General features: G+C 69.8%; 24 protein-coding genes. 10 read left to right on the forward strand and 14 right to left on the reverse strand.

Annotated features, from left to right (window positions below):
- Nucleotides 1-63: 63 nt before the first annotated feature.
- The 4 genes from MKK58_RS08840 to MKK58_RS08855 all read right to left on the reverse strand — a co-directional run bounded on the left by MKK58_RS08840 (nucleotide 64) and on the right by MKK58_RS08855 (nucleotide 3,322).
- Complete coding sequence (locus MKK58_RS08840) at nucleotides 64-345, reverse strand: sulfurtransferase TusA family protein (protein WP_243911719.1); 282 nt, start codon at nucleotides 343-345, stop codon at nucleotides 64-66.
- A gap of 154 nt (nucleotides 346-499) precedes the next feature.
- Nucleotides 500-928, reverse strand: coding sequence for a hypothetical protein (locus MKK58_RS08845; RefSeq protein ID WP_243911720.1), 429 nt, complete (start codon nucleotides 926-928; stop codon nucleotides 500-502).
- A 146-nt stretch (nucleotides 929-1,074) separates the two neighbouring features.
- Nucleotides 1,075-2,442, reverse strand: coding sequence for a glutamate--cysteine ligase (locus tag MKK58_RS08850; protein WP_243911721.1), 1,368 nt, complete (start codon nucleotides 2,440-2,442; stop codon nucleotides 1,075-1,077).
- A gap of 124 nt (nucleotides 2,443-2,566) precedes the next feature.
- Nucleotides 2,567-3,322, reverse strand: a complete 756-nt coding sequence (locus MKK58_RS08855; RefSeq protein WP_243911722.1) for a 16S rRNA (uracil(1498)-N(3))-methyltransferase — start codon at nucleotides 3,320-3,322, stop codon at nucleotides 2,567-2,569.
- Nucleotides 3,323-3,600: 278 nt separating this feature from the next.
- On the opposite strand from MKK58_RS08855, the gene MKK58_RS08860 reads away from it, so the two are divergent.
- Nucleotides 3,601-4,068 (forward strand): hypothetical protein, encoded by a 468-nt coding sequence (locus tag MKK58_RS08860; RefSeq protein WP_243911723.1) that lies wholly within the window; start codon nucleotides 3,601-3,603, stop codon nucleotides 4,066-4,068.
- A gap of 10 nt (nucleotides 4,069-4,078) precedes the next feature.
- Entirely contained in the window at nucleotides 4,079-5,038 is a 960-nt protein-coding gene (gene ubiA / locus MKK58_RS08865; protein ID WP_243911724.1) for a 4-hydroxybenzoate octaprenyltransferase, read from the forward strand.
- Between the two features lie 10 nt (nucleotides 5,039-5,048).
- On the opposite strand, the gene MKK58_RS08870 is transcribed toward ubiA, so the two are convergent.
- Complete coding sequence (locus tag MKK58_RS08870; protein ID WP_243911725.1) at nucleotides 5,049-5,549, reverse strand: DUF6101 family protein; 501 nt, start codon at nucleotides 5,547-5,549, stop codon at nucleotides 5,049-5,051.
- A gap of 369 nt (nucleotides 5,550-5,918) precedes the next feature.
- Here MKK58_RS08870 and MKK58_RS08875 point away from each other — a divergent pair, with 369 nt between their 5' ends.
- Nucleotides 5,919-6,746, forward strand: a complete 828-nt coding sequence (locus MKK58_RS08875) for an inositol monophosphatase family protein (protein WP_243911726.1) — start codon at nucleotides 5,919-5,921, stop codon at nucleotides 6,744-6,746.
- Between the two features lie 132 nt (nucleotides 6,747-6,878).
- Here the strand turns inward: MKK58_RS08875 and MKK58_RS08880 are convergent, their stop codons facing one another.
- Together MKK58_RS08880 and MKK58_RS08885 are read right to left on the reverse strand one after the other, a co-directional pair.
- Nucleotides 6,879-7,130, reverse strand: a complete 252-nt coding sequence (locus MKK58_RS08880) for an AsnC family transcriptional regulator (RefSeq protein ID WP_243911727.1) — start codon at nucleotides 7,128-7,130, stop codon at nucleotides 6,879-6,881.
- A 207-nt stretch (nucleotides 7,131-7,337) separates the two neighbouring features.
- Nucleotides 7,338-7,547 carry a cold-shock protein gene (locus MKK58_RS08885; RefSeq protein WP_055956856.1) on the reverse strand — a complete coding sequence of 70 codons (210 nt, stop codon included), beginning with the start codon at nucleotides 7,545-7,547 and terminating at the stop codon, nucleotides 7,338-7,340.
- 290 nt (nucleotides 7,548-7,837) lie between these two features.
- On the opposite strand from MKK58_RS08885, the gene MKK58_RS08890 reads away from it, so the two are divergent.
- A complete protein-coding gene (locus MKK58_RS08890; protein ID WP_243911728.1) occupies nucleotides 7,838-8,227 on the forward strand; it encodes a hypothetical protein in 390 nt (129 codons plus the stop codon).
- Between the two features lie 3 nt (nucleotides 8,228-8,230).
- Here MKK58_RS08890 and MKK58_RS08895 read toward each other — a convergent pair whose 3' ends face one another.
- The 4 genes from MKK58_RS08895 to MKK58_RS08910 form a co-directional block, all read right to left on the reverse strand.
- Nucleotides 8,231-8,449 carry a hypothetical protein gene (locus MKK58_RS08895; RefSeq protein ID WP_243911806.1) on the reverse strand — a complete coding sequence of 73 codons (219 nt, stop codon included), beginning with the start codon at nucleotides 8,447-8,449 and terminating at the stop codon, nucleotides 8,231-8,233.
- Between the two features lie 200 nt (nucleotides 8,450-8,649).
- Nucleotides 8,650-8,931, reverse strand: coding sequence for a hypothetical protein (locus MKK58_RS08900; protein ID WP_243911729.1), 282 nt, complete (start codon nucleotides 8,929-8,931; stop codon nucleotides 8,650-8,652).
- 398 nt (nucleotides 8,932-9,329) lie between these two features.
- On the reverse strand, nucleotides 9,330-10,181 hold the full coding sequence (locus tag MKK58_RS08905; protein WP_243911730.1) for an NAD(P)-dependent oxidoreductase: 852 nt from the start codon (nucleotides 10,179-10,181) through the stop codon (nucleotides 9,330-9,332).
- A gap of 82 nt (nucleotides 10,182-10,263) precedes the next feature.
- Nucleotides 10,264-11,466, reverse strand: coding sequence for a pyridoxal phosphate-dependent aminotransferase (locus tag MKK58_RS08910; protein ID WP_243911731.1), 1,203 nt, complete (start codon nucleotides 11,464-11,466; stop codon nucleotides 10,264-10,266).
- A gap of 284 nt (nucleotides 11,467-11,750) precedes the next feature.
- Here MKK58_RS08910 and MKK58_RS08915 point away from each other — a divergent pair, with 284 nt between their 5' ends.
- Nucleotides 11,751-12,689 carry an alginate O-acetyltransferase AlgX-related protein gene (locus MKK58_RS08915; protein ID WP_243911732.1) on the forward strand — a complete coding sequence of 313 codons (939 nt, stop codon included), beginning with the start codon at nucleotides 11,751-11,753 and terminating at the stop codon, nucleotides 12,687-12,689.
- A gap of 97 nt (nucleotides 12,690-12,786) precedes the next feature.
- On the opposite strand, the gene cysN is transcribed toward MKK58_RS08915, so the two are convergent.
- From cysN to MKK58_RS08930, 3 genes are read right to left on the reverse strand one after another with little or no spacing between them, the layout of a single operon-like run.
- Complete coding sequence (gene cysN, locus MKK58_RS08920) at nucleotides 12,787-14,187, reverse strand: sulfate adenylyltransferase subunit CysN (protein WP_243911733.1); 1,401 nt, start codon at nucleotides 14,185-14,187, stop codon at nucleotides 12,787-12,789.
- Between the two features lies 1 nt (nucleotide 14,188).
- The gene (cysD, locus tag MKK58_RS08925; RefSeq protein ID WP_243911734.1) at nucleotides 14,189-15,145 is read right to left on the reverse strand and encodes a sulfate adenylyltransferase subunit CysD; all 957 of its coding nucleotides are present in this window, start codon (nucleotides 15,143-15,145) and stop codon (nucleotides 14,189-14,191) included.
- Nucleotides 15,142-15,954 (reverse strand): phosphoadenylyl-sulfate reductase, encoded by an 813-nt coding sequence (locus MKK58_RS08930; protein ID WP_243911735.1) that lies wholly within the window; start codon nucleotides 15,952-15,954, stop codon nucleotides 15,142-15,144. Before MKK58_RS08930 ends, cysD begins: the two co-directional genes overlap by 4 nt.
- A 261-nt stretch (nucleotides 15,955-16,215) precedes the next feature.
- Here MKK58_RS08930 and MKK58_RS08935 point away from each other — a divergent pair, with 261 nt between their 5' ends.
- The 5 genes from MKK58_RS08935 (at nucleotide 16,216) to MKK58_RS08955 (ending at nucleotide 21,671) form a co-directional block, all read left to right on the forward strand.
- Nucleotides 16,216-16,722, forward strand: coding sequence for an Lrp/AsnC family transcriptional regulator (locus MKK58_RS08935; RefSeq protein WP_056185002.1), 507 nt, complete (start codon nucleotides 16,216-16,218; stop codon nucleotides 16,720-16,722).
- Between the two features lie 109 nt (nucleotides 16,723-16,831).
- Nucleotides 16,832-18,604, forward strand: a complete 1,773-nt coding sequence (locus tag MKK58_RS08940) for a sulfite reductase flavoprotein subunit alpha (protein WP_243911736.1) — start codon at nucleotides 16,832-16,834, stop codon at nucleotides 18,602-18,604.
- A gap of 130 nt (nucleotides 18,605-18,734) precedes the next feature.
- Nucleotides 18,735-20,543, forward strand: coding sequence for an NADPH-dependent assimilatory sulfite reductase hemoprotein subunit (locus tag MKK58_RS08945; RefSeq protein WP_409565222.1), 1,809 nt, complete (start codon nucleotides 18,735-18,737; stop codon nucleotides 20,541-20,543).
- 223 nt (nucleotides 20,544-20,766) lie between these two features.
- Nucleotides 20,767-20,964: a hypothetical protein gene (locus MKK58_RS08950; protein ID WP_243911738.1), complete on the forward strand. Its 198-nt coding sequence runs from the start codon at nucleotides 20,767-20,769 to the stop codon at nucleotides 20,962-20,964.
- A gap of 83 nt (nucleotides 20,965-21,047) precedes the next feature.
- Nucleotides 21,048-21,671: a TetR/AcrR family transcriptional regulator gene (locus MKK58_RS08955; protein ID WP_243911739.1), complete on the forward strand. Its 624-nt coding sequence runs from the start codon at nucleotides 21,048-21,050 to the stop codon at nucleotides 21,669-21,671.
- Nucleotides 21,672-21,673 lie beyond the last annotated feature (2 nt).

A 21,673-nucleotide genomic window follows, 5' to 3' on the forward strand; every position in this document is an offset into this window, starting at 1 on the left:
CCCTCGGCGGGCCGCTCGCGGAGAGCAGCCAAGTCGAGGGCGATCTAGCAGCGGCTTGTCGCATCAATGAGGCGGCACCTGCGGGATTTCGGCCACGCCCTCGCGGATTGTGCCCTTGCGGATCGTGAAGGACAGGCCGTGCGATCCGCGCTCCTGGCGCACCAGTGCGTCACCCGCCTCGCGCACGAGATTGGGAATGTCGATGGCGGCCATCGGATCGGTGCAGATCACGGTGAGGAGGCTGCCCGGAGCCATTCCGCGCAGCGCCTTGGCGGTGCGCAGGACGGGCAGCGGGCACTTCAGGCCGCTGAGATCGAGATGGGTGATCGCGCCGTCATCCTGCACCGGGCACCTCCCGCGTGTCGCAGCCGAACCGACTGCGTGTCGCCGGCGGACGGTCTACAGGGCCTGACCGAAAAAATCCCGCCCCCGGGCGAGGCCGGAAGCGGGATACGGACGGGGCGTCGCGGGTGCCGGGGAGGCACCCGCCACAGGGTTCTCAGTAACCGTAGCCGTAGGCGGGGTAGCCGTACCCGTAGGCCGGGGCGCTGTAGTAGCCGTAGGCGGGTGCGCCATAGCCGTAGCCGCCGCCGTACCCGACGCCGGCATAGCCACCGTCGTAGTAGCCGTAGCGGGGCGCCTGGCTGGCCGCGATGGCGCCGCCGATGATGCCGAGGGCCGCGCCGGCCGCGAGGGCGCCGCCGACGCCGGGACCGCGGCGGTAGCCGCCGTAATAGCCACGGCCGTAACCGCGGCCATAGCCGTATCCGTATCCGCGGTAGCGGACGTTCTCGACGCTGGCGTTACCGCCGGCGACCTGGGCCGCGTTCAGGGCGGGCATCGGCGCGGCCTGGGCCGCGGTGAAGGAACCGGCCGACAGACCGACGGCGGTGGTTCCGGCGAGAGCGAGGGACAAGATGCGCGACATGCGAGCGTTCTCCGTCACAGGGTTGAATCACCCTGGAAACGGCAGAGGTGGCGATCCGTTCCCGGACTGCCACTGTCAAGCCATTCGCCCTCGTGTGGCCGAACACATGCGAGGGTGGCGGCCCGGGCGGAAGCCATGCGGCCCGGTCAGAAAACGCACTGGGTGAAGGCCGGCTCCACCGAGCGCTGCCAGGCGCCCTCGTAATCCGCGAGGCGCTCCTCCGCGAGGGAGCGGCCGGCGGCCACGATGGCTTCGAGGGGCTGGAGGTACTGCGTCTCGTCGCGCCCCTGGGCGTCCCGGCGGCCGCGCGCTGCGAGCCCGGTGCGGGCGATGGCCAGGGCCTCGGCCGCCACGGCGCCGAGGGGGCGCCCGGCGATGCGGGCGGCGAGGCCGAGGCGCGGGACCGTGGCGCGCAGGTTTTCCCGGTCGCAGGCGTTCCAGCCCTTGGCGATGTCCCAGGCGGCCGCGAGGGCCGAGGGCTCGTAGAGCAGGCCGACCCAGAAGGCGGCCTGCGCGGCGATCATCGCGGGACCGCCCACATCGGCACCGCGCATCTCGAGGAAGCGCTTGAGGCGGACCTCCGGAAAGGCGGTGGAGGCGTGGTTGGCCCAGTCCGAAACCGTGGCGCGCTCGCCCGGCAGGGCGGCGAGGCGCCCGTCCATCAGGTCGCGGAAGGAGGCGCCGGACACGTCGTGGTAGGTCTCGCCCCGCTTGACGAAGTACATCGGCATGTCGAGCAGCCAGTCGGCATAGGCCTCGTAGCCGAAGCCCGGCTCGAAGGCGCGCGGCAGCATGCCGGTGCGGTCCGGATCGGTGTCGCGCCAGATCTCGGAGCGGCGCGAGAGGAAACCGTTGGGGCGCCCGTCGGTGAAGGGCGAGTTGGCGAAGAGCGCCGTGGCCACGGGCTGGAGCGCCAGGGCGACGCGCATCTTGGCGACCATGTCGGCCTCCGAGGCGAAATCGAGGTTCACCTGCACGGTGGCGGTGCGGAGCATCATGTCGAGGCCGAGGGTGCCGACCTTCGGCATGTAGCCCGCCATGATCTTGTAGCGGCTCTTTGGCATCACCGGCGTCTCTTCCCGGGTCCATTTCGGGCTCATGCCGAGGTCGAGGAAGCCGATGCCGAGGGGATCGGCGACGCGGGCGGTGGCGTCGAGATGCGTGCGCAGCTCGGCCGCCGTCGCGTGGATGTCGGGCAGGGGCGCGCCCGAGAGCTCGAACTGTCCGCCGGGCTCCAGGGAGATCGCGCCCCCCTCGGCACCGGCGAGGCCGATCAGGTGCCCTGCATCCTCGATGGCCTCCCAGCCGGTGTCGCGGGCCAGCCCTTCGAGGAGGGCGCGGATGCCGTTCGGACCCGCATACGGCACCGGACGGTGGCCCTCGCGGTAGAACGGCACCTTCTCGTGCTCGGTGCCGATGGCGAAGCGCGCGCGCGGCTTCTCGCCCTCGGCGAACCACGCGATGAGTTCGTCCCGGGTGGTCAGGGGCGTCGTGTCGGACGTATCGCGCGCCATGCGCTGCCTCGTGCAGAAGGTCGTACGGAGGAGAGGCGCACCGGACCGCAGCGGCGTGGCCCCTGTCGGGATATCGTGCCTCATAGGCCAGGGAACCGGCGCGAACAACGCGCCACACCGCCTCTCAGCGAGCGTCCCCGAGCACGGCCTGCACCAAAGCGAGCACCGCCACCGCCGCCGTGTCGGCCCGCAGGATGCGCGGCCCGAGGGACAGCGCCACGGTGTTCGGCCGCGCGAGGATCAGCGCCCGCTCCTCCGGGGCAAAGCCCCCTTCGGGTCCCACCAGCACCGCCAGCGGCGGCGGGTCGGCGGGGTCGGCCACCCCGCGCCGCAGGGCCTCGACGGGATCGGAGACGGCCGCGTCCTCGTCGCAGAACACCAGCAGGCACAACGGGTTGAGATCGGCGAGCGCGGCCGGGAGCTTGGCCGGCTCGGGCACGTCCGGCAGGCCGAGGATGCCGCATTGCTCGGCTGCCTCCACCGCATTCGCGCGCAGGCGGTCGAGGTTCAGGCGCTCGGCCTGCGTGTAACGGGTGATCACGGGCCGCAGAGTGCCGGCGCCCATCTCCACCGCCTTCTGGGCCATGTAATCGAGCCGCGCGGTCTTCAAGGGTGCGAACAGGTATTGCAGGTCGGCGCGCGGCGGTTGCTCGCGTGTGCGTTCGCGCACGACGAGGTTGGCGCTCTTGCGGCCCGTCGGCGCGATCTCCGCCCGCCACTCGCCGTCCCGGCCGTTGAACAGCAGCACCGGGTCGGCGGGCCCGCGCCGCAGCACGTTCAGGAGGTAGTTCGCCTGCGCCCGGTCGAGGGGCAGCACGGCGCCGGGTCCGAGATCGGCCGCGACGTGGAGGCGGGGGGCGGTGAAGTCGTAGGCAGCCATGGCCGGGGTGGTCGCGCGCCGCCCGCGCCCTGTCAACGCGTGCCCGGCCCGGGGTGATGCAGGTCGGCAACACGCGCGTAGATTACGCCGCCGATCCCCGCGCAATCGCGGCCGGGCGTTTGCGGCTCGAAAGACGCCACATTCCTATGCCGAAACGAGAGCAAGGACGGGCGGCACGGAACCATCGCGTGCGGCCCGACACGAATCAGCAAGTCCGCCATGGATCACGGGCCCGGGCCCACCGAGCGTGCGGATTGGGGGAGAAAGGATCTCAACGCATGTCTTTCAAGACCATCGCGGCCCTGGCCGTGCTCAGCACGGCCCTCGCCAGCGGCCAGGCCTTCGCGCAAGGGGCCGCCGCCGAATGCGGCGCGATCCAGCAGACGCTCCAGGCCCGCAAGGACCTCGTGGCCAAGGCGAATTCCGCCTCGAACTCGAAGAAGAAGATGACGCCGGCCGAGGCCTGCGCCCTGTTCGGCAAGCTCCAGGCGAACGGCACCGCCGGCCTCAAGTGGATCACCGCCAACAAGGAATGGTGCTCGATCCCGGATTCGTTCGCGGAAGGCTTCAAGGCCGACCACAACAAGGTCTCGGGCATCAAGACGAAGATCTGCGGCATCGCCGCCCAGGCCTCCAAGATGGAAGCCCAGGCCAAGGCCCAGGCCCAGAACGGCGGCGGACAGGGCGGCCTGCTCGGCGGCCCCGGCCTCACCGGCAGCCTGAAGCTGCCCCAGGGTGCGCTCTGATCCGTCGTCCATGGACGGCGTGAACGCCCCCCCGGCCGACCGGCGCGTCGCCGATGCGGTGGCGGGCCACTGGGTCGACCGGCTCGCACCGCGGCCCGCCCGCCCCTACCTGCGCCTCGCCCGCATCGACCGGCCCATCGGCTGGTGGCTCCTGCTCCTGCCCTGCTGGTGGTCCGCGGCGCTGGCCGCCATCGCGTCCGGCGCGGCCTATCCCGATCCGGTCCATCTCGGGCTGTTCTTCGTCGGCGCGGTGGCCATGCGCGGGGCGGGCTCGACCTACAACGACATCGCAGACCGGGACCTCGACGCCCAGGTCGAGCGCACGCGCTCGCGCCCCCTGCCCTCGGGCCAGGTCCGCGCGCGACACGCTGCCTTGTTCCTTGTGGCGCAGGCGCTGGTCGGCCTCGCGGTGCTGCTGCAGTTCAACGCCACCGCCATCGGGGTCGGCATCGCCTCCCTGGTTCCCGTGGCGATCTACCCGTTCATGAAGCGCGTGATGCCGGTGCCGCAGGCGGTGCTGGGCCTCGCCTTCGCGTGGGGGGCGCTGATGGGCTGGGTGGCGGTGTTCGCGCACCTCGATGCGCCGGCCCTGCTGCTCTACGCGGGCACGATCGCGTGGGTGATCGGCTACGACACGATCTACGCGGTGCAGGACATCGAGGACGACGAGATCGCCGGGATCCGCTCCTCGGCCCGCTTCTTCGGGCGCCGGATGCGGGGGGCGATCGGCCTCTGCTACGGGGTCAGCGTGGCCTGCATCGCGGCGGCCGCTTGGCGGGCGGGCGCCGGCTGGCCGGGCCTCCTCGGCGTGGCGCTGTTTGCCGGCCATCTCGGCGGCCAGGTCTTGCGGCTCGACACGCGGGACGGGCGCGGGGCGCTCCGGCTGTTCCGCTCGAACCGGGATGCGGGCCTGATCCTGTTCCTGGGCCTCGCGGCGGACGCCATCCTGCGGCACCTCACCGGCCCCTGAGGGACGGACTTCAGCAGCGCGCGCCGGAGATGATCTCGCTCTCGCCCCGGTGAATCAGGGGACGCACCGGCAGGGCGCCGGTCTTGCGGCGCACCAGGAAGCGCGGCCGCCGACCGTTGAGCAGTCCGACGCGGCGGCGCATCCGGGTGCGGCCCAGGGCCACGGGACCGAGCTGAGCCGACACGATCGAGAGCGCGCCGTCCTCCTTGACGATCATGCGGGGCAGGCCGGACTTCGCGGCGCAATCCCGCCAGATCGCGACGACCTCCTCCTCGCAGAACGGGCCGAGGCGGGTGATCACGGTCTCATTCGCATCGACGAGGAGCAGGTCGAACCGGTCCTCGCCGCAGGCATCCGAATCGTCCTCGGCGAAGGCCAGGGCGATGCCGGCAGGGCGGCGGGTGGCGCCGCGGCCGAACACGGGCAGGGACGAGGCGACGGCGAAGGGCGCGCGCGCCACTGCGGATGCGGTTTCTCTGGAAGGGCCGTTCGTGTTCGCGAAAGTGCTCATGGCTCGTACACCCTGTTGGCGCCGGCAACCTCTGTGGGCCACCCGTCTATGGCAAGCAGATTTGCGTCTAACCTCCTCAGACCACCTTAAGAGTGAGCGTTAAGCGAGTGTGGACGAGGCTCAAGCGCGTGGAATGCTCAACGCTTCCTTGCCGAGATCAGGCACATTCGCACGTATCGACATCTGCGCAGGTTCGGCCCGGCCCCCTTCGACGCGCATGGCGCGTGTCCGAAGCACGGCGGGTCGTCGGCTTGTGACAAGTCCGCGTGCCGCCTACAACGGTGGGGCCGCGTCTCGCCCCGCCGAGGGTGTGGAACGAGCGGCGTCTCACGCGACAAGAGACCGCCCCCCAGCGCCGTACGGAGACGCATGTCCGACCCGATGTCCCCGGAGGCCGCGCAGGCCCTCGTTCCGGCCCTGCGCGCCACGATCCGCGAAGCGGCCACCCTCGCCCTGCCCTTCTATCAGGCGGGCCGGCAGACCGGTGCGCGGGTCTGGTCCAAGTCGGGGGGCTCCCCCGTCACCGAGGCCGACGTCGCGGTGGACACCTTCCTGAAGGTGCGCCTGAGCGCGCTGCTGCCCCGTGCGGCCTGGCTCTCGGAGGAGACCAGCGACGATGCGTTACGCCTGAAGGCCGACCTCGTCTGGATCGTCGATCCCATCGACGGCACCCGCGCCTTCATGTCCGGGCATCCGGACTGGTCGATCGCGGTGGCGCTACTCGCGGCGGGCCAGCCCGTGCTCGGCTTCGTCCACGCGCCCGTGACGGACACGTTCTACGAGGCCGCCGCCGGGGCGGGCGCCACCCGGAACGGGCAGCCCATCGGGGTGTCGGAACAGGGGGCGATCGAGGGGGCAAGGGTCACCGGGCCGAAGCCGATGCTGGACCGGCTCGCGCGCGGAGCCACCCACGACGGCGTGCGGCCCGACTTCGTTACCATCGAGCGCATCCCATCCCTGGCCCTGCGGGTGGTGCGGGTGGCCGAGGGCTCGGTCGATGTGGGACTGGTCTCGCCGAACGCGCGCGACTGGGATCTGGCCGGGGCCGACCTGATTCTGCGGGAGGCCGGCGGATCGGTCTGCGACCTCCAGGGCCGGCCGACCACCTACAATCGGCCGGACCCGGTCCACGGCGAACTCGCGGCCGTGTCGCACGGGCTGCGCGACGCGGTCGTGGCGGCCATGGGGACCCGCTGACGCGGGTCCGGGCTCCGGCTCGATTGGGTGGACAGGGGCGTGTGAGATCCGGCACGCCTGGGCCGGGGACCTATCGAACTGATGAGGAACGCCGTGTGCCGAGCATCCGCGTACGGCGGCTCGGCAGGGTTCTCAGGCGTGCTCGCGCAGGGCAACGGCCTCGGGGGCCATGCCGAAACGCTCGGCCAGATGCCAGCGCAGTTCGCGCGGCGAATGATAGTTGTAGGAGGTGTCGATCAGGTGGCTGAGGTCGATATCGCGGCTCTTGGCATCCTGAACCTGGGCATCGTGCGCCAGGGTCTGCTTGAGACGACCGACCTTGAATGTCGCCGCGTCCGTGACGGGCGAACGGACGCCGCGGCGCCGAGTGTATTCAAACAACATATTTTTCTTATGTACTTTCAGAGACTTGGATGTGCAGGCCCCAGGGGGCTCGAATCGTTGGTGTTGGGGGAATGCCGGGTTTCGCGTTCCCTTCTCCCCGGAAGGGTCCCGATCGCCGGCGGCTCTCAAGCCTCGCAGGAGGCCATCTTGCGACCTCACAGGAGGCCGACTTGAAAGACGCCAGCCCGAAGGCTGGCGCCGGGAGCGTCAGGCCGCCTGGAGGTTACCAGCCGAGTCCTTGCCGCTGCGCTTGTCGGTCTGAATCTCGTAGGAGATCTTCTGACCCTCGATGAGGTTGCGCATGCCAGCGCGCTCGACTGCGGAGATGTGAACGAACACATCCTTGCCGCCGTCGTCAGGCTGAATGAAGCCGTAGCCCTTGGTCTCGTTGAACCACTTAACAGTGCCGGTATTCACGAAATAGATCCTCGTATCGTTCGTCGATCAACAGCCCACGTCTACGCGACGCAAGCGGCGGACCCTCTTCAGTAGACCTGACGGAATCAGCAGGACGTGAGACGCTTCATGGTACAAGCGCTCAGCTCACCGATGCCCGCTGTCGATACATGTAGTCCGATCATGCGGCCGCAACAAGGCGTCCAGCCCGACCGAACCGTCGCCGCCCCTCGCGCAGGGCCGGCCGGACCCTGTGTTCTTCGCCGTTCCGACCGCATATAAGAGTTCGTGACCAGGCATTTAGGCGATTCATGGCAGGCATCTCGGTTTCCCTCGAAGGCGCGAACATTCAGCTCTCGTTCCAGAAGGACGATCAGGCGACGGCGGTGGTCATGGATGCCCGCGCGGCCCGCGCCCTCGTGCGTGCCGTCGGCCAGCTCCTCACCGCCATCGACGAGCCGGACGACACCGATCTGCCCGACGATTTGAGCGACGAGGACATCGCGATGCTCGATGTGACCTCCTCCGCCATCGAGGTCGGCACCGACGAGCAGGGGCAGGCCGTGGTCGCCCTGCAGGCGGGCGCCCTGCCGCCGTTCCAGCTGCGCCTGACGGACGAAGAGGCCCGCCACGTGATGACGAGCCTCTCGGAGATCCTCAGCGCGCCGCGCGATGTGCGGGCGTCGCACGGCGATCACTGACCCCTACATGCGCACGCCGGGATCGGTCGGGCCGCCGGGGAGATAATCGGGCTCGGAGCCCGGCCCGGTCGGCTCGTCGATGCCCGGATCGTTGACGGGATAAGGCGTGCGCGGACCGGTCGGGCCGATATCCGGCTGGTCGTCCGGGATCGGCGGCGGCGGCAGGTCGCCGGGAATACCGCCGGGCAACGGCTCGGGAATGGGTAGGCCGGGATTGGCCATGTTGAACGTGGCCATGCGGAGCCTCCTGTCAGGTTGTGGTGGATGCCCACCAACACCCCGAGGCAGGGCCGGTTCCGGTCTCGGCCGGATCGGCACGCACCGCGCGGACGCCGATCCGCCCCCGGGCGGGAGCGGATCACAGGTCGCGAGGCCGGCCGTCGCCGCGGCGTTGCGCCATCCGGCGAACGCCCGCGCGCGGTTCAGCGCTTGGCGGCGGCCTTCTGAAGCTTCGCACCCTCGAACAGGGCGGAGAGGCCGCGCTGGTCGAGGCCCTTCGTCACGTCCGGATGCTCGACGACGGGCTCGCCGCCCTCCCCCTTGCGCGGGGTGATCGAGCCGGTGGTCACCGGATCGGCGATCTCGGCCAGAACGCGGGCCGAGGGCGTGGGCTCGCGCTGGAGGCGCAGGACCCAGTGGGTGGCGGTGGCAAGCGCGGCGATGGCGAGGATCGCCTTGATGCCACCCGTCAGGAGGCGTCTCATGATAGTCGGGCCCGAAGCTACGCGGTGGGACGCGACCGGTTCCCCGGTCATCCCCCACTGTTGCCGAGGATCCTTAACGATCGACGCCCTCCCGCGGGGGCGGCCTGTTCCGCTTCGGCACGATTTCGGGATGGGCCGGGGCCGCGACGCGGAATGTTCGAGGTGGGCCATGCGCCACGGCGGCGGTTCCTGTTCCCCGCGCCCGTGACACGCCTGTCGCAACCCGGCCCACTAGGCCTCACAGGAACCGCGCAGAGAACTGGTCCGCGCCGCCCCGTCACGACAAGCCCCGCTACCATGCCAAGCCCGAGAGGGTTCGCGAAACCATCGGACGCCTCGGTGGCAGGGACGCCCGATGTAGGGGGCGCGCGCAAAGCCGGCAACCGACATCGCGCGGTTCATCCCGGCTGCGACGATCCGCACGCCTCGGCGAAGGCGCGCAGACGCGCCGCGTCGTCCGCCCCCGCCTCGGAGGCCAGGCGCTCGTACAGGGCGGCCGCGCCGGCAAAGACCTGGCGCCCGGCGGCATCCTCGCCGAGGAAGGCCCCGATCTCGCCCATCTCCGCCACCCAGCGCTGCGCCTTGGGCAGCATGTCCGGCAGCCCCCACGCGAAGCGCGCATAGAGGTGGGGCTCGTTCTCGGCGAGCTCCGCGCGGAGCGCCTCACCGGCGCCGGCCCGCTCGGCGGCCAGGACCATCAGGGCCGCGAGGGCGGTCAGGCCCTTGTTGATGCCCGCGTAGGACATCTTCAGGGCAGACGCCGCGCCGATGCCGCCATCGATGGCGCGAACATCGAGGCCGAAGGCGCGCAGGGTCAGCGCGGGTTCGGCGGATTCCCCGGCGACATGGAGGCGCGGTCCGCGCTGGCCGGACTTCGGCGGCAAGCCGATGATCGCCGCATCGAGGAAGGCCGCCCCGGTGGGGGCGACGAGGCCGGCGATCCGCCGCACGGTCTCGACGTCGACCGCGTTGCAATCGACGTAGACGGGCTTGCGCTCGGCGGCCAGCAGGGTCGGGAGCAGCCGCCGCGCCAGGGCTTCCGCATCGGCCGGCGGCACGATCGCGAGGAGCAGGTCGGCGCGCATCAGGCCGGCGTGGTCGGCCTCAATCATGCCGGCGGCGGCGGCGCGGGCGCGCGTGGCATCGCTGCGCCCCTCGAGATTCGTGAGGACCCGGGCGCCGTGCTCGGTCAGGCGCCCCGCGATGGCACTGCCCATGGCCCCGGCGGCCACGATCGCGATCGTCGTCATGGGCACCCTCCCCTCGTCACGGGAACGCCCGGTCCGGCGGCCTCGGTGGCCGCCGGACCGGTCTTTGTGGATCCTTCGCGGATCAGCTCAGCGAGCCGCAGAAGCGCTGGATGCGCGTGCAGGCCTCCTCGAGGGCGGCGTTGGAGGTCGCGTAGGAGATGCGCAGGTTCGGCCCGAGGCCGAAGGCCGAGCCGGGCACGGCCGCGACGCCCTCGGCCTGGAGGAGTTCGCCCACGAAATCCGCGTCGGTCTCGATGACCTTGCCCGAGGGCGTCCGGCGCCCGATCGTCTCGGCGCAGGAGGGATAGACGTAGAACGCCCCCTCCGGCGTCGGGCACTTGAGGCCCTTGGTCTGGTTGAGCATCGAGACCACGAGGTCGCGCCGGACCTGGAAGGCGGCGCGAAACTCCGCGAGGTGTTCCTGCGTGCCTTCCAGGGCGGCCACAGCCGCCCATTGCGAGATCGTGGTGGCGCCCGAGGTCTGCTGGCCCTGGACGAAGTCCATGGCCTTGATCAGGTGCTCGGGGCCGGCGGCGTAGCCGATGCGCCAGCCCGTCATGGCGTAGGCCTTGGAGACGCCGTTCATGGTCAGCGTGCGCTCGTAGAGGCCGGGCTCGATCTGGGCCGGGGTCACGAAGGCGAAGTCGCCGTAGGTCAGGTGCTCGTACATGTCGTCGGTGAGCACCCAGACGTGCGGGTGGCGCATCAGGACGTCGGTGATCTTCTTGAGTTCGGCATGCGCGTAGGCGGCCCCCGACGGGTTGGAGGGCGAATTCAGGATGATCCACTTGGTCTTGGGCGTGATCACCCGCTCCAGCTCCTCGGGCTGGAGCTTGAAGTCGTGGGCCATGTCGGTCTCGGCGAAGACCGGCGTGCCGCCGCACAGCACCACCATCTCGGGGTAGGACACCCAGTAGGGACGCGGGATCACCACCTCGTCGCCCGGGTTCAGGGTGGCCAGCAGGGCGTTGTAGATGACCTGCTTGCCGCCGGTGCCCACGATGGTCTGCGCGGGCTTGTAGTCGAGCCCGTTCTCGCGCTTGAACTTCTTCGCGATGGCCTCGCGCAGGGGGACGATGCCGGAGACCGGCGGATACTTGGTCTCGCCCCGGCGGATCGCCTCGATGGCGGCATCCTTGATGTGCTGGGGCGTGTCGAAATCAGGCTCGCCCACGGAGAGGCTGATCACGTCCATGCCCTGCGCTTTCAGCTCGCGCGCCTTCTGCGTCATCGCGATCGTCGCGGACGGCTTCACGCGGGACAAGGCGTCGGCCAAAAAGCCCATGGCGGGGTGCTCCTGCTGATCTCGTGGTCGCGCCGCGCGGGGCGAAGGGGCGTCGGACGCCCGGCCCCGGTGGCGCGCGGACCCTAGTGATGCCGACCCATGGGAGCAAGATCCAGACCCGTTCGGGGCCTCGGGAACGCGTGCCGTCCGCCCCCACGGACGGCGATTCCCCACCGACGGGTGGGGCCGGATCGCACACCGTGATCAGCGCCTCGGTTGCCGGTGAACCGGCCGCGCGTTAAGCGCTGCCCCGAGAGGCGAGATCAGGCCGGAAAGGATCACGGATGCCCGACGCGCTGGCGGCCTTCATTCACGAGGGACGCGACGGCTGGCTGTTTCTCACGGCGGGCAGCAACAACGTGATCGGCCAGTTCAGCGATACGCCCCTCATGAAGCAGCGGCTGGCGGACTGGAAGGGGCTGCTCATCGCCCGGAGCCGGCGCTGCGAGAGCCTCGGCACCACCTACCAGCACCTGATCGTGCCCGAGAAGCTGACGGTCTACGACCACCTCCTGCAGGGTCTCGAGATCGATCAGCGCCTGTCCCCGGCCCTGCGCCTGCGCCAGAGCCTGATCTGGCATCCCCTCGTGCGCCGGTCCTGCCTCGACCTCGTCACCGCCTTCCGCCAGCGCTGCCGGGACGAGGATCTCTACTTCCGGACCGACAGCCACTGGTCCTTCGCCGGACGCATGGTGGCCTATCGCGCCCTCTGCCAGTCCCTCGGGGCCGTGCCGCAGGATGACCTGCCGGAACGGCCCTTCGCGGTGCAACAGTTCCAGGGCGACCTCGGCGGCCAGCTCGAACCGCCGCGATCGGAGCCCGCCCGCTTCTACGACCTCCAGCGCGACGCCGTGCGGCACTACGCGAGCCCCATCGTCGAGAAGCGGGAGGCGGACGGCGCCATCAACACCCTGCATGTGGGCGCGCACGTGATCTACCGGAACGCGTCCCCCGCCGCCGATCCGCGCCGCCTCGTCCTGTTCGGCGATTCCTACGCGCATTTCGCGCCGTCGATGCTGACCATCATGCTCGCGGAGACGTTCCGCGAGGTGCACTTCATCTGGTCGACCTCAATCGACTGGGCTTACGTCGAGCGCACGATGCCGGACATCCTCGTCACGCAGATCGCCGAGCGCTTCATGTTCCAGGTGCCCGACGACGGCTTCGACCTCGCCGCCTACTGCGCCGAGCGGTTCGGGGCCGAACTCGGGCTGGGCCCCTGAGGCCGGAACGCAAAAACGCCGGCCCGCGACAGGCGGGCCGGCGTTCTGGCTTCAAACGGGCGGATGCCGGGCCGGACGGCCCGAAATCCGGGCGCGGTCAGATCCCGCCGAAGACCCAGCGCAGCTTCGACAGGAAGCCGCCGCCGGAGCGCTTTTCGCGGACCGCCGCGGGCTCTTCCTTGACCGGAGCCGCCGCCGCATCGGCCTGGATCAGGCCCAGGGCCGCCGTGTCGGTGGTCTCGCGGTCGATCAGGATGAAGCCGCCGGTGTCGCGGTTGGCCGCGTAGGCATCCACCGCCACCGCCCGGTCGAGGGTCAGGGTGACGTCGGCGATGTCGTTGGCGGTGAGGCGCGCGGCCGGCTCGGGGTTGCCGGTCTCGGGATCGATCCGGGTCCGGATCGCGGTGACGACGGCGTTCACCGTCACGGTCCCGATCTTGGCGAGCAGGGTGGCGCCGGGCAGGAGCTCGGTCTCGGCCGCCCAGAACAGGCGGGCCTCGAGGCTGTCGGTCACCCGCATCGGCGCGTCGGCCGTGACGATGACCGAACCGCGCGAGGCGTCGATCTCGTCGGCGAGCACCAGGGTGACGGACTGGCCCTCCACCGCGTGGGGCAGATCGCCGTCGGCGGCGACGATGCGGGCGATGGTCGAGGTGCGGCCCGAGGGTTCCACGATCACGGCGTCGCCGGGGGCCACGCGCCCGCTGGCGATGAGGCCGGCAAAGCCCCGGAAGTCCGAGTTCGGCCGGTTGACCCACTGCACCGCCATGCGGAACGGGGCGGCCTGCTCCTCGACGCGGACCGGGACCGCCTCGAGGTACTGGAGCAGCGGGGTGCCGGTGTACCAGGGCGCGGCGGTACCCGGCAGCACGACGTTGTCGCCGTTCTTGGCCGAGAGCGGGATCGCCCGGATCTCGGTGAAGCCGAGGGGCGCCGCGAAGTCCTTGAACGCCGCCAGAAGCTCTTCGAAGCGGGTCTGCGACCAGCCGACGAGGTCCATCTTGTTCACCGCGAGCGCCACGCGCTTTATGCCCAAGAGCGAGACCAGGAGCGCGTGGCGCCTGGTCTGCCGGGTCAGGCCCTGGCGCGCGTCCACCAGGATCACCGCCACGTCCGCCGTCGAGGCGCCGGTGGCCATGTTGCGGGTGTATTGCTCGTGGCCGGGGGTGTCGGCCACGATGAAGGAGCGCTTGTCCGTGGAGAAGAACCGGTAGGCGACGTCGATGGTGATGCCCTGCTCGCGCTCGGCCTGGAGGCCGTCCACGAGGAGCGCCAGGTCGATCTCGGCGCCTTGCGTGCCGTGCTTGCGCGAATCGCGCTGCAGGGCCGTCACCTGGTCGTCGAAGATCTGCTTGGTGTCGTGCAGGAGGCGCCCGATCAGGGTCGACTTGCCGTCGTCGACGGAGCCGCAGGTGATGAAGCGCAGCACTTCCTTGTTCTGGTGGGCCGCCAGGAAGGCGTCGTAGCCGAAGGCTTCGGGTGACTGGTGGATCGTCATCTCAGAAATAGCCCTCCTGCTTCTTGCGCTCCATGGCGCCCGCGCCGTCCTTGTCGATGACCCGGCCCTGGCGCTCCGAGGTCCGGGCAGCCAGGGTCTCGCCGATGATCTCCGGCAGGGTCGCGGCGTCGCTCTCGACGGCCCCGGTGAGCGGATAGTCACCGAGCGTCCGGAAACGGACCGACACGTCCTTCGGGGTCTCGCCGGGGTTGAGCGGCAAGCGCTCGTCGTCGACCATGATGAGCTGGCCGTCGCGCTCCACCACCGGACGGGGCTTGGCGAAGTAGAGCGGCACGATCGGGATCTGCTCCTGCTCGATGTAGAGCCAGACGTCGAGCTCGGTCCAGTTCGAGAGCGGGAACACGCGCAGCGATTCACCGCGCTTCTTCCTCATGTTGTAAAGGTGCCAAGGCTCGGCGCGCTGGCGCTTCGGGTCCCAGCGGTGCTGGGCCGTGCGCAGGGAGACGATGCGCTCCTTGGCCCGGCTCGCCTCCTCGTCGCGCCGCGCGCCGCCGAAGGCCGCGTCGAACCGGTGCTTGTCCAGGGCCTGGCGCAGGGCCTGGGTCTTCATCACGTCGGTATGGACCTCCGAGCCGTGGCTCACGGGGCCGATGCCACGGGCGAGACCGTCCTGGTTGGTGTGCACGATGAGGTCGAGACCGAGCTCCTTCGCACGCCGATCGCGGAAGGCGATCATCTCCTTGAACTTCCAGGTCGTGTCGATGTGCATGAGCGGGAACGGCAGCCGCCCCGGGGCGAAGGCCTTCAGCGCCAGGTGCAGCAGCACCGACGAATCCTTGCCGATGGAATAGAGCATCACCGGGTTCTCGGTCTCGGCGACCGTCTCCCGCATGATGTGGATGCTCTCGGCTTCGAGGCGCTGGAGGTGGGTGAGCCGGTCGGACCGGCTCGCCGCTTGAGTGGTGGCCGCTTGAGTGGTGAGGGGGGCGGCGCTCATCGGGCCATCTCCAGGGCGTTCGGGGTTGGGTTCGTTTCGAAGGCGGCCGCTTCCTGGCCGGGGGCGATCGTCTCTTCCGAGGCGTGGTCGCCCGCGCCGTGGACATGCAGGCCGCATTCCTTCTTGGAGGCCTGCTCCCACCACCAGCGGCCGGCGCGCTCGTCCTCGCCGACGCGGATCGCCCGGGTGCAGGGCGCGCAGCCGATGGAGGGGAAGCCGCGATCGTGCAGCACGTTGTAGGGCACATAGTTGTCGGAGACGAAGCGCTCCACGTCGGCGCGGGTCCAGTCCGCCAGGGGATTGATCTTGATCAGGCCGCGCGCCGCGTCGGCCTCCGCGAGCGGCGTGTCGGCGCGGTTGGCCGACTGCCCGGCCCGCAGGCCGGTGAGCCATCCGACGGCCCCGTCCAGGGCCCGTCCGAGGGGCTCGACCTTGCGAAAGCCGCAGCAGGCCTGGCGCGCGGCGACCGAGTGGCGGAACCCGTTGATGCCGGACGCGGCCACGAACCGCTCCTCGGCCTCGCGCTCGGGCGCGTAGGCGCGGATGCGGATGCCGTAGGCGGATTCGGTCTCGCTCCAGGTGTCGTAGGTCTCGGGGTAGAGCCGCCCGGTGTCGAGGGTGACGATCTCGGTGCGACCCTTGTGCATCGCCACCGCGTGGGTCAGCGCCTGGTCCTCGATGCCGAGGCTGGTGGTGAACACCAGCCGGCCCGGCACCGTCGCCTCGATCAGCGCGATCCGGCCCTTCAGGTCGAGACCCGCCATCGCGGAGGCCAGATCCCGCGACGCGTGTTCCAAGGGAGAACTCATGAGAGACTTCGCGATGTGACGTGGTGGACGTGACTTGATGAAAGGGGTCGGCGAGGTGACTTGTCTGACCCCTGAAATGTTCGCTATAACGAACGCTGTCAAGGCATGACGGCCATCCGCGCGGGGCAACCCCGGGGTGTGGACGTGGCCCTGGCGCAACGGGCCACGACGCATTCCGTTGCCCGGTGAGGAAAATTCCTCTCATCGGGTCGCCGCGACGTGTCGACCCGCACGTCCGTCTCACGAACCCGCGAGGCCAGCTTGGATTCGATCGACCTGAAGATCCTGGCGCTGCTGCAGCACGACGCCACCCTGTCCATCGCCACCATCGGCGAGAAGGTCGGGCTGTCGCAGACCCCGTGCTGGAAGCGCATCCAGCGCCTGGAAGCGGACGGCGTCATCGACCGGCGCGTCGCCGTGCTCGATCCGGTGAAGCTCGGCCTCGGCCTCACCGTGTTCGTCTCCATCGAGACGGCGGATCATTCCCGCGAATGGCTGGAGCGCTTCGCCGAGACCGTCTCGGCGATGCCGGAGGTGCTCGAGTTCTATCGCATGGCCGGAGACGTGGATTACATGCTCCGCGTCGTCGTCGCCGATATGCGCGCCTACGATACGTTCTATAAGCACCTCATCGCGACTCTGCCCCTCAAGAACGTGACCTCCCGGTTCGCGATGGAGAAGGTCAAGTCCACCACGGCCCTGCCCCTTCCGGCCCCGCCCGCCAACGGACGCTTCACGCCGACGCTGTCGGTGGTGGCCGGGGAATAAAGTTCTCTTTTGCACTGCACACGCAGGCAGCTCCTTCTACCGTGACGTCGTTCTGTAAAACGGACAACCCCGTTGACAGCCGGCCTCTCAGGACGACATGGCTCCCCACATGGCACGACACGCGATCATTCCCCGCACGGCTCCCTTCGGCGACACCGAACGCGCCAGCCTCGACGCCGTCCTCGGCGCCGCCTCCCCGATTCAGCGCGCCTGGCTCGCGGGCTTCCTCGCCGGCCTCGACGCCAGCGGGGCGCCGCAGGCCGCCGCCGCTCCAGCGGCCCCGCCGAAGGCCGCCGAGCCGCTGACCATCCTGTTCGCGAGCGAATCCGGAAATTCCGAGACGCTCGCCAACGACATGGCCAAGCTCGCCCGCAAGAACGGCTTCAAGCCGAAGGTCGTCGACTTCGCCGACCTCGAGATCGCCAGCCTCGCAGGCGAGAAGCGCATCGTCGCCATCGCGGCGACCTGGGGCGAGGGCGAGCCGCCGGCCCGCGCGACGCGCGCCTACAACGAGCTGATGGGCGACGGCGCGCCGCGCCTCGACGGCGTCTCGTTCGGCGTGCTCTCGCTCGGCGACACCTCCTACGCGGAGTTCTGCGCCATCGGGAAGGCGCTGGACGCCCGCTTCGAGGCGCTGGGTGGCACCCGGGCCCACGAACGCGCCGATCTCGACCTCGATTTCGAGACGCCGGCCGCCGCCTGGATCAAGGACACGCTTAAGGCGCTAGCGCCCCCCCCGAGCGCCGACAACGTCGTGGCGGTGGACTTCGCCGCCCGCGCCGCAGGCGACGAGGACGACGTCGAGCCGAGCCGCGAGCCCCGGGTGGTCGAGGTCATCGACCACGTGAACCTGAACTCGTCGCGCTCCGACAAGGAGACGATCCACATCGCCCTCGAATTCGAGGACGGCGCCCCGGCCTACGAGCCCGGCGATTCCCTGGAGATCTATCCGGAGAACGACCCGGCCCTGGTCGACGAGATCCTCGCCGCCACCGGCCTCGCCGGCGACGTGGCTTTGCGCCAGGCCCTGCTGGCCGAGCGCGACATCACCACGCTGTCGGCCACCACCGTGGAGCGCTTCGTCAAGGCAACGGGCCATGGAGAGGCCCAGAAGCTCATCGACAGCGGCGAGGCCAAGGCCTGGATCGAGGGCCGCCACCTCATCGACCTCATCCAGAGCTTCCCGGCCGCGATCACCGCCGAGCACCTCAACACCATCACCCGGCCGCTGCCGCCCCGCGCCTATTCCATCGCCTCCTCGCGCAAGGAAGTGGGCGACGAGGTCCACCTCGTGATCGCGGCAGTGCGCTACGAGACCCACGGCCGGGCCCGTTCCGGCGTCGCCTCCACCCATGTCGCCGACCGGATCAAGAACGGCGCCAAGCTGCGGGTGAAGCTGAAGCCCAACCGGCACTTCCGCCTGCCGCAGGACCCGGCCACCGACATCATCATGGTCGGCCCCGGCACCGGCGTCGCCCCGTTCCGCGCCTTCGTGCAGGAGCGCCGCGCCGTCGAGGCCCCCGGCCGCGCCTGGCTGTTCTTCGGCGACCGGCACTTCACCCACGACTTCCTGTACCAGCTCGAATGGCAGGAGGCCCTGGAGGACGGCTCGCTCACGCAGATCGACGTGGCCTTCTCCCGCGACCAGCCCGAGAAGATCTACGTGCAGGACCGCATCGCCCAGCACGCCAAGGAACTGGTGGCCTGGCTCGACGGCGGCGCCAGCTTCTACGTCTGCGGCGACGCCACCCGGATGGCCAAGGACGTGCGGGGCGCCGTGGTCAAGGCCTACCAGGACGTGAAGGCCCTCAGCCCGGCGGATGCCGAGGCGGCGGTGGCCGCCCTGGAGCGGGCGCACCGCTACCAGCAGGACGTCTACTGAGACCCCTCCCTCCCCCTTGCGGGGAGGGACCGAGGGTGGGGGTGGTGCAGGATCGAGCGCTCGCGGTGCCTTCTGCACCACCCCCACCTCCAACTCCTCCCCACAGGGGGGAGGAGAGCTCCCGAACCGGATGCCCGCCATGGCCGACAAGACCACCACCCGCACCTACGAGACCCCGCCCACCGACCGCCCGATCTCGGACGCGGAAGCGGCGCGCGCGGCGGGACTGGCTGCCAACGAACACATCAAGATCGCCAGCGGCTACCTGCGCGGTACGCTCGCCGACGGCCTCCTGAAGCACGCCACCGGGGCGATCTCGGAAGATGACGGGCAGCTCGTGAAGTTCCACGGGATGTACCTGCAGGACGACCGCGACATCCGGGCCGAGCGCACCAAGAAGAAGCTCGAGAAGGCCTACAGCTTCATGATCCGCCTGCGCATCGCCGGCGGCGTCGTCACCCCGAAGCAGTGGCTGGCGCTCGACGAGATCGCCACGACCTATGCGGGCGGGGCTCTCCGCGCGACGACGCGCCAGACCTTCCAGTATCACGGCGTGATCAAGTCGAACCTCAAGCGCACGATGGCGGCCATCGACGCGACGCTGCTGGACACCATCGCGGCCTGCGGCGACGTCAACCGCAACGTGATGGCGGCGACGAACCCGGCCCAAACCGGCGCCCACAAGGCCGCCTACCAACTCGCCAAGGACATCTCGGATTCGCTCCTGCCCAAGACCAGCGCCTGGCGCGAGATCTGGCTCGACGGCGAGCGCGTGGTTGGCGGCGAGGAGGTGGCCGAGGTCGAGCCCGTCTACGGTAAGACCTACCTGCCTCGGAAGTTCAAGACCGTGGTGGCGGTGCCGCCCTCGAACGAGGTCGACATCTTCGCCCACGACCTCGGCTTCATCGCGATCCTCGACAAGAAGGGCAAGGTGACGGGCTGGAACGTCACGGTCGGCGGGGGCATGGGCATGACCCATGGCGAGACCGATACTTTCCCGCGCACCGCCGACGTGATGTGCTTCGTGAAGCCCGAGGACGCCCTGAAGGCGGCCGAGGCCGTGATGACGGTGCAGCGCGACTGGGGCAACCGCAAGGTCCGCAAGAACGCCCGCCTGAAGTACACCATCGAGCGCTACGGCCTCGCCGCCTTCCGGGCCGAGGTCGAGAAGCGCGTCGGCAAGAAGCTGGACGATCCGAAACCCTTTACCTTCACGGGCAACGGCGACCGCTACGGCTGGACCGAGGGCGACGACGGGCGCCACCACCTCACGCTCTACGTGGCGTCGGGCCGCATCAAGGACTATCCGGACGGCGGCCCGCAATTGCTCACGGGCCTGCGCCGAATCGCGGAAGTTCACCAGGGCGATTTCCGCCTGACCGGCAACCAGAACGTCATCATCGCCAACGTGCCGGCCGAGAAGCGCGCCGAGATCGAGGCGCTGGTGGACCAGTACGGTATGATGAAGGGCGCCAGCGCCCTGCGCCGCAACTCCATGGCCTGCGTCGCCCTGCCGACCTGCGGCCTCGCGCTCGCCGAGAGCGAGCGCTACCTGCCGAGCCTGATGGACGAGTTGGAGGCGAGCCTCGCCTCCCACGGCCTGCAGGACGACGAGATCACCATACGGATGACCGGCTGCCCCAACGGCTGCGCCCGGCCCTTCATCGCCGAGATCGGCCTCGTCGGCCGCGGCCCCGAGCGCTACCACCTCTATCTCGGCGCGGCCTTCGACGGCTCGCGCCTCGGCAAGCTCTACGCCGAGGACGTCACCGCCGCGGAGATCAAGACCCACCTCGACCCGCTCTTCGCAGCCTATGCCCGCAACAAGCAGGCCGGGGAGCGTTTCGGCGACTACCTGATCCGCGACGGCTACGTGACGCGCACCGTCAACGGTCCCGACTTTCACGACAGCACGGGTGCGTTGAAAAGCGCCGCCTGATGCACCATCGGCGCCCGCCGGGAATACGCCCCGGCGGGCGCGCTTCCGACGGAGGCGGGGAACCGAATTCAATCCAGATCCATGCGGCGCAACATCACGGCCCCGCACCGCAACACTAGATCAGGCTCAAGGCCACGCTTGCACTGAATATCGTGAAAGCGCGACCCTTGGTGAACCGTTCCGGTCCTGCCTCGTTGTATGGCGAGACAGCCAGGAGCGCGCCATGGCCAAGCATGAGATCTTGAACTTCTTCGAACATCGCCGCGACGGCGCCTGGATCTGCGTCAAGCCGTTCACGCTGACGACGAAGAGCAGCAGCGTCGACATCCGCCAGGGCATGCGCTTCGACTACGGCAAGCGGGTCGGCGGCGTCGATCTGGCCGAATACCTGGAGCAATTGGGTTCGCAATTCGGCTCCTGATCCCTCCGATCACCCGTCAAACCGCTCCCCAGGCTCCAGGTGCGGTTTTGACGCCGCTGCGGCGACAGCCTAGTTTAAGTGTCATGACCCGCACGGCGGCCGTTGTCCGCGACATCCCCGAAGAATCCGCGCCCACCACCCGCTGCCGCATCCTGGCGACGGCCGAGGAGGCATTCCGCGTCGTCGGCTACCAGAAGACGACCGTCGCCGACATCGCCAAGACCCTGCGAATGAGCCCCGCCAACGTGTACCGCTTCTTCGAATCGAAGAAGGCGATCCACGAGGCCGTGATCAAGCGCCTGATGGACGACACCGAGCGCCGCGTGGCTCTCGCCGCCGTCGCGCCGGGCCGAAACGCGGCCGAGCGCATCGCCGACACGATCACGGTCATGCATCAGGCCTGCGTCGAGCGTTGCGAAGCCAACCCTCGCCTGCACGAGATGGTCGAGGCGGCCATCACCGAGAGCTGGGACGTCTGCCACGCCCATATCGACGCGATCGGCTCGGTCCTACGCCGGCTCGTTGAGGAAGGTATGGAAGCCGGCGAGTTCGACGTCGCCGATCCCGCGATCGCGGCGGCCTGCATCCACACCGCCATCATCCGCTACTGTCATCCCGCCCTGGTCAGCCACTACCCGGACGCGGGCGCTCCGCCGCTCGCCGCGATGATCGCCTTCCTGCTTGGAAGCCTGCGCCGCAGGGCCTGACG

The organism is Methylobacterium sp. J-078, assembly GCF_022829285.1.
Taxonomy (GTDB): domain Bacteria; phylum Pseudomonadota; class Alphaproteobacteria; order Rhizobiales; family Beijerinckiaceae; genus Methylobacterium.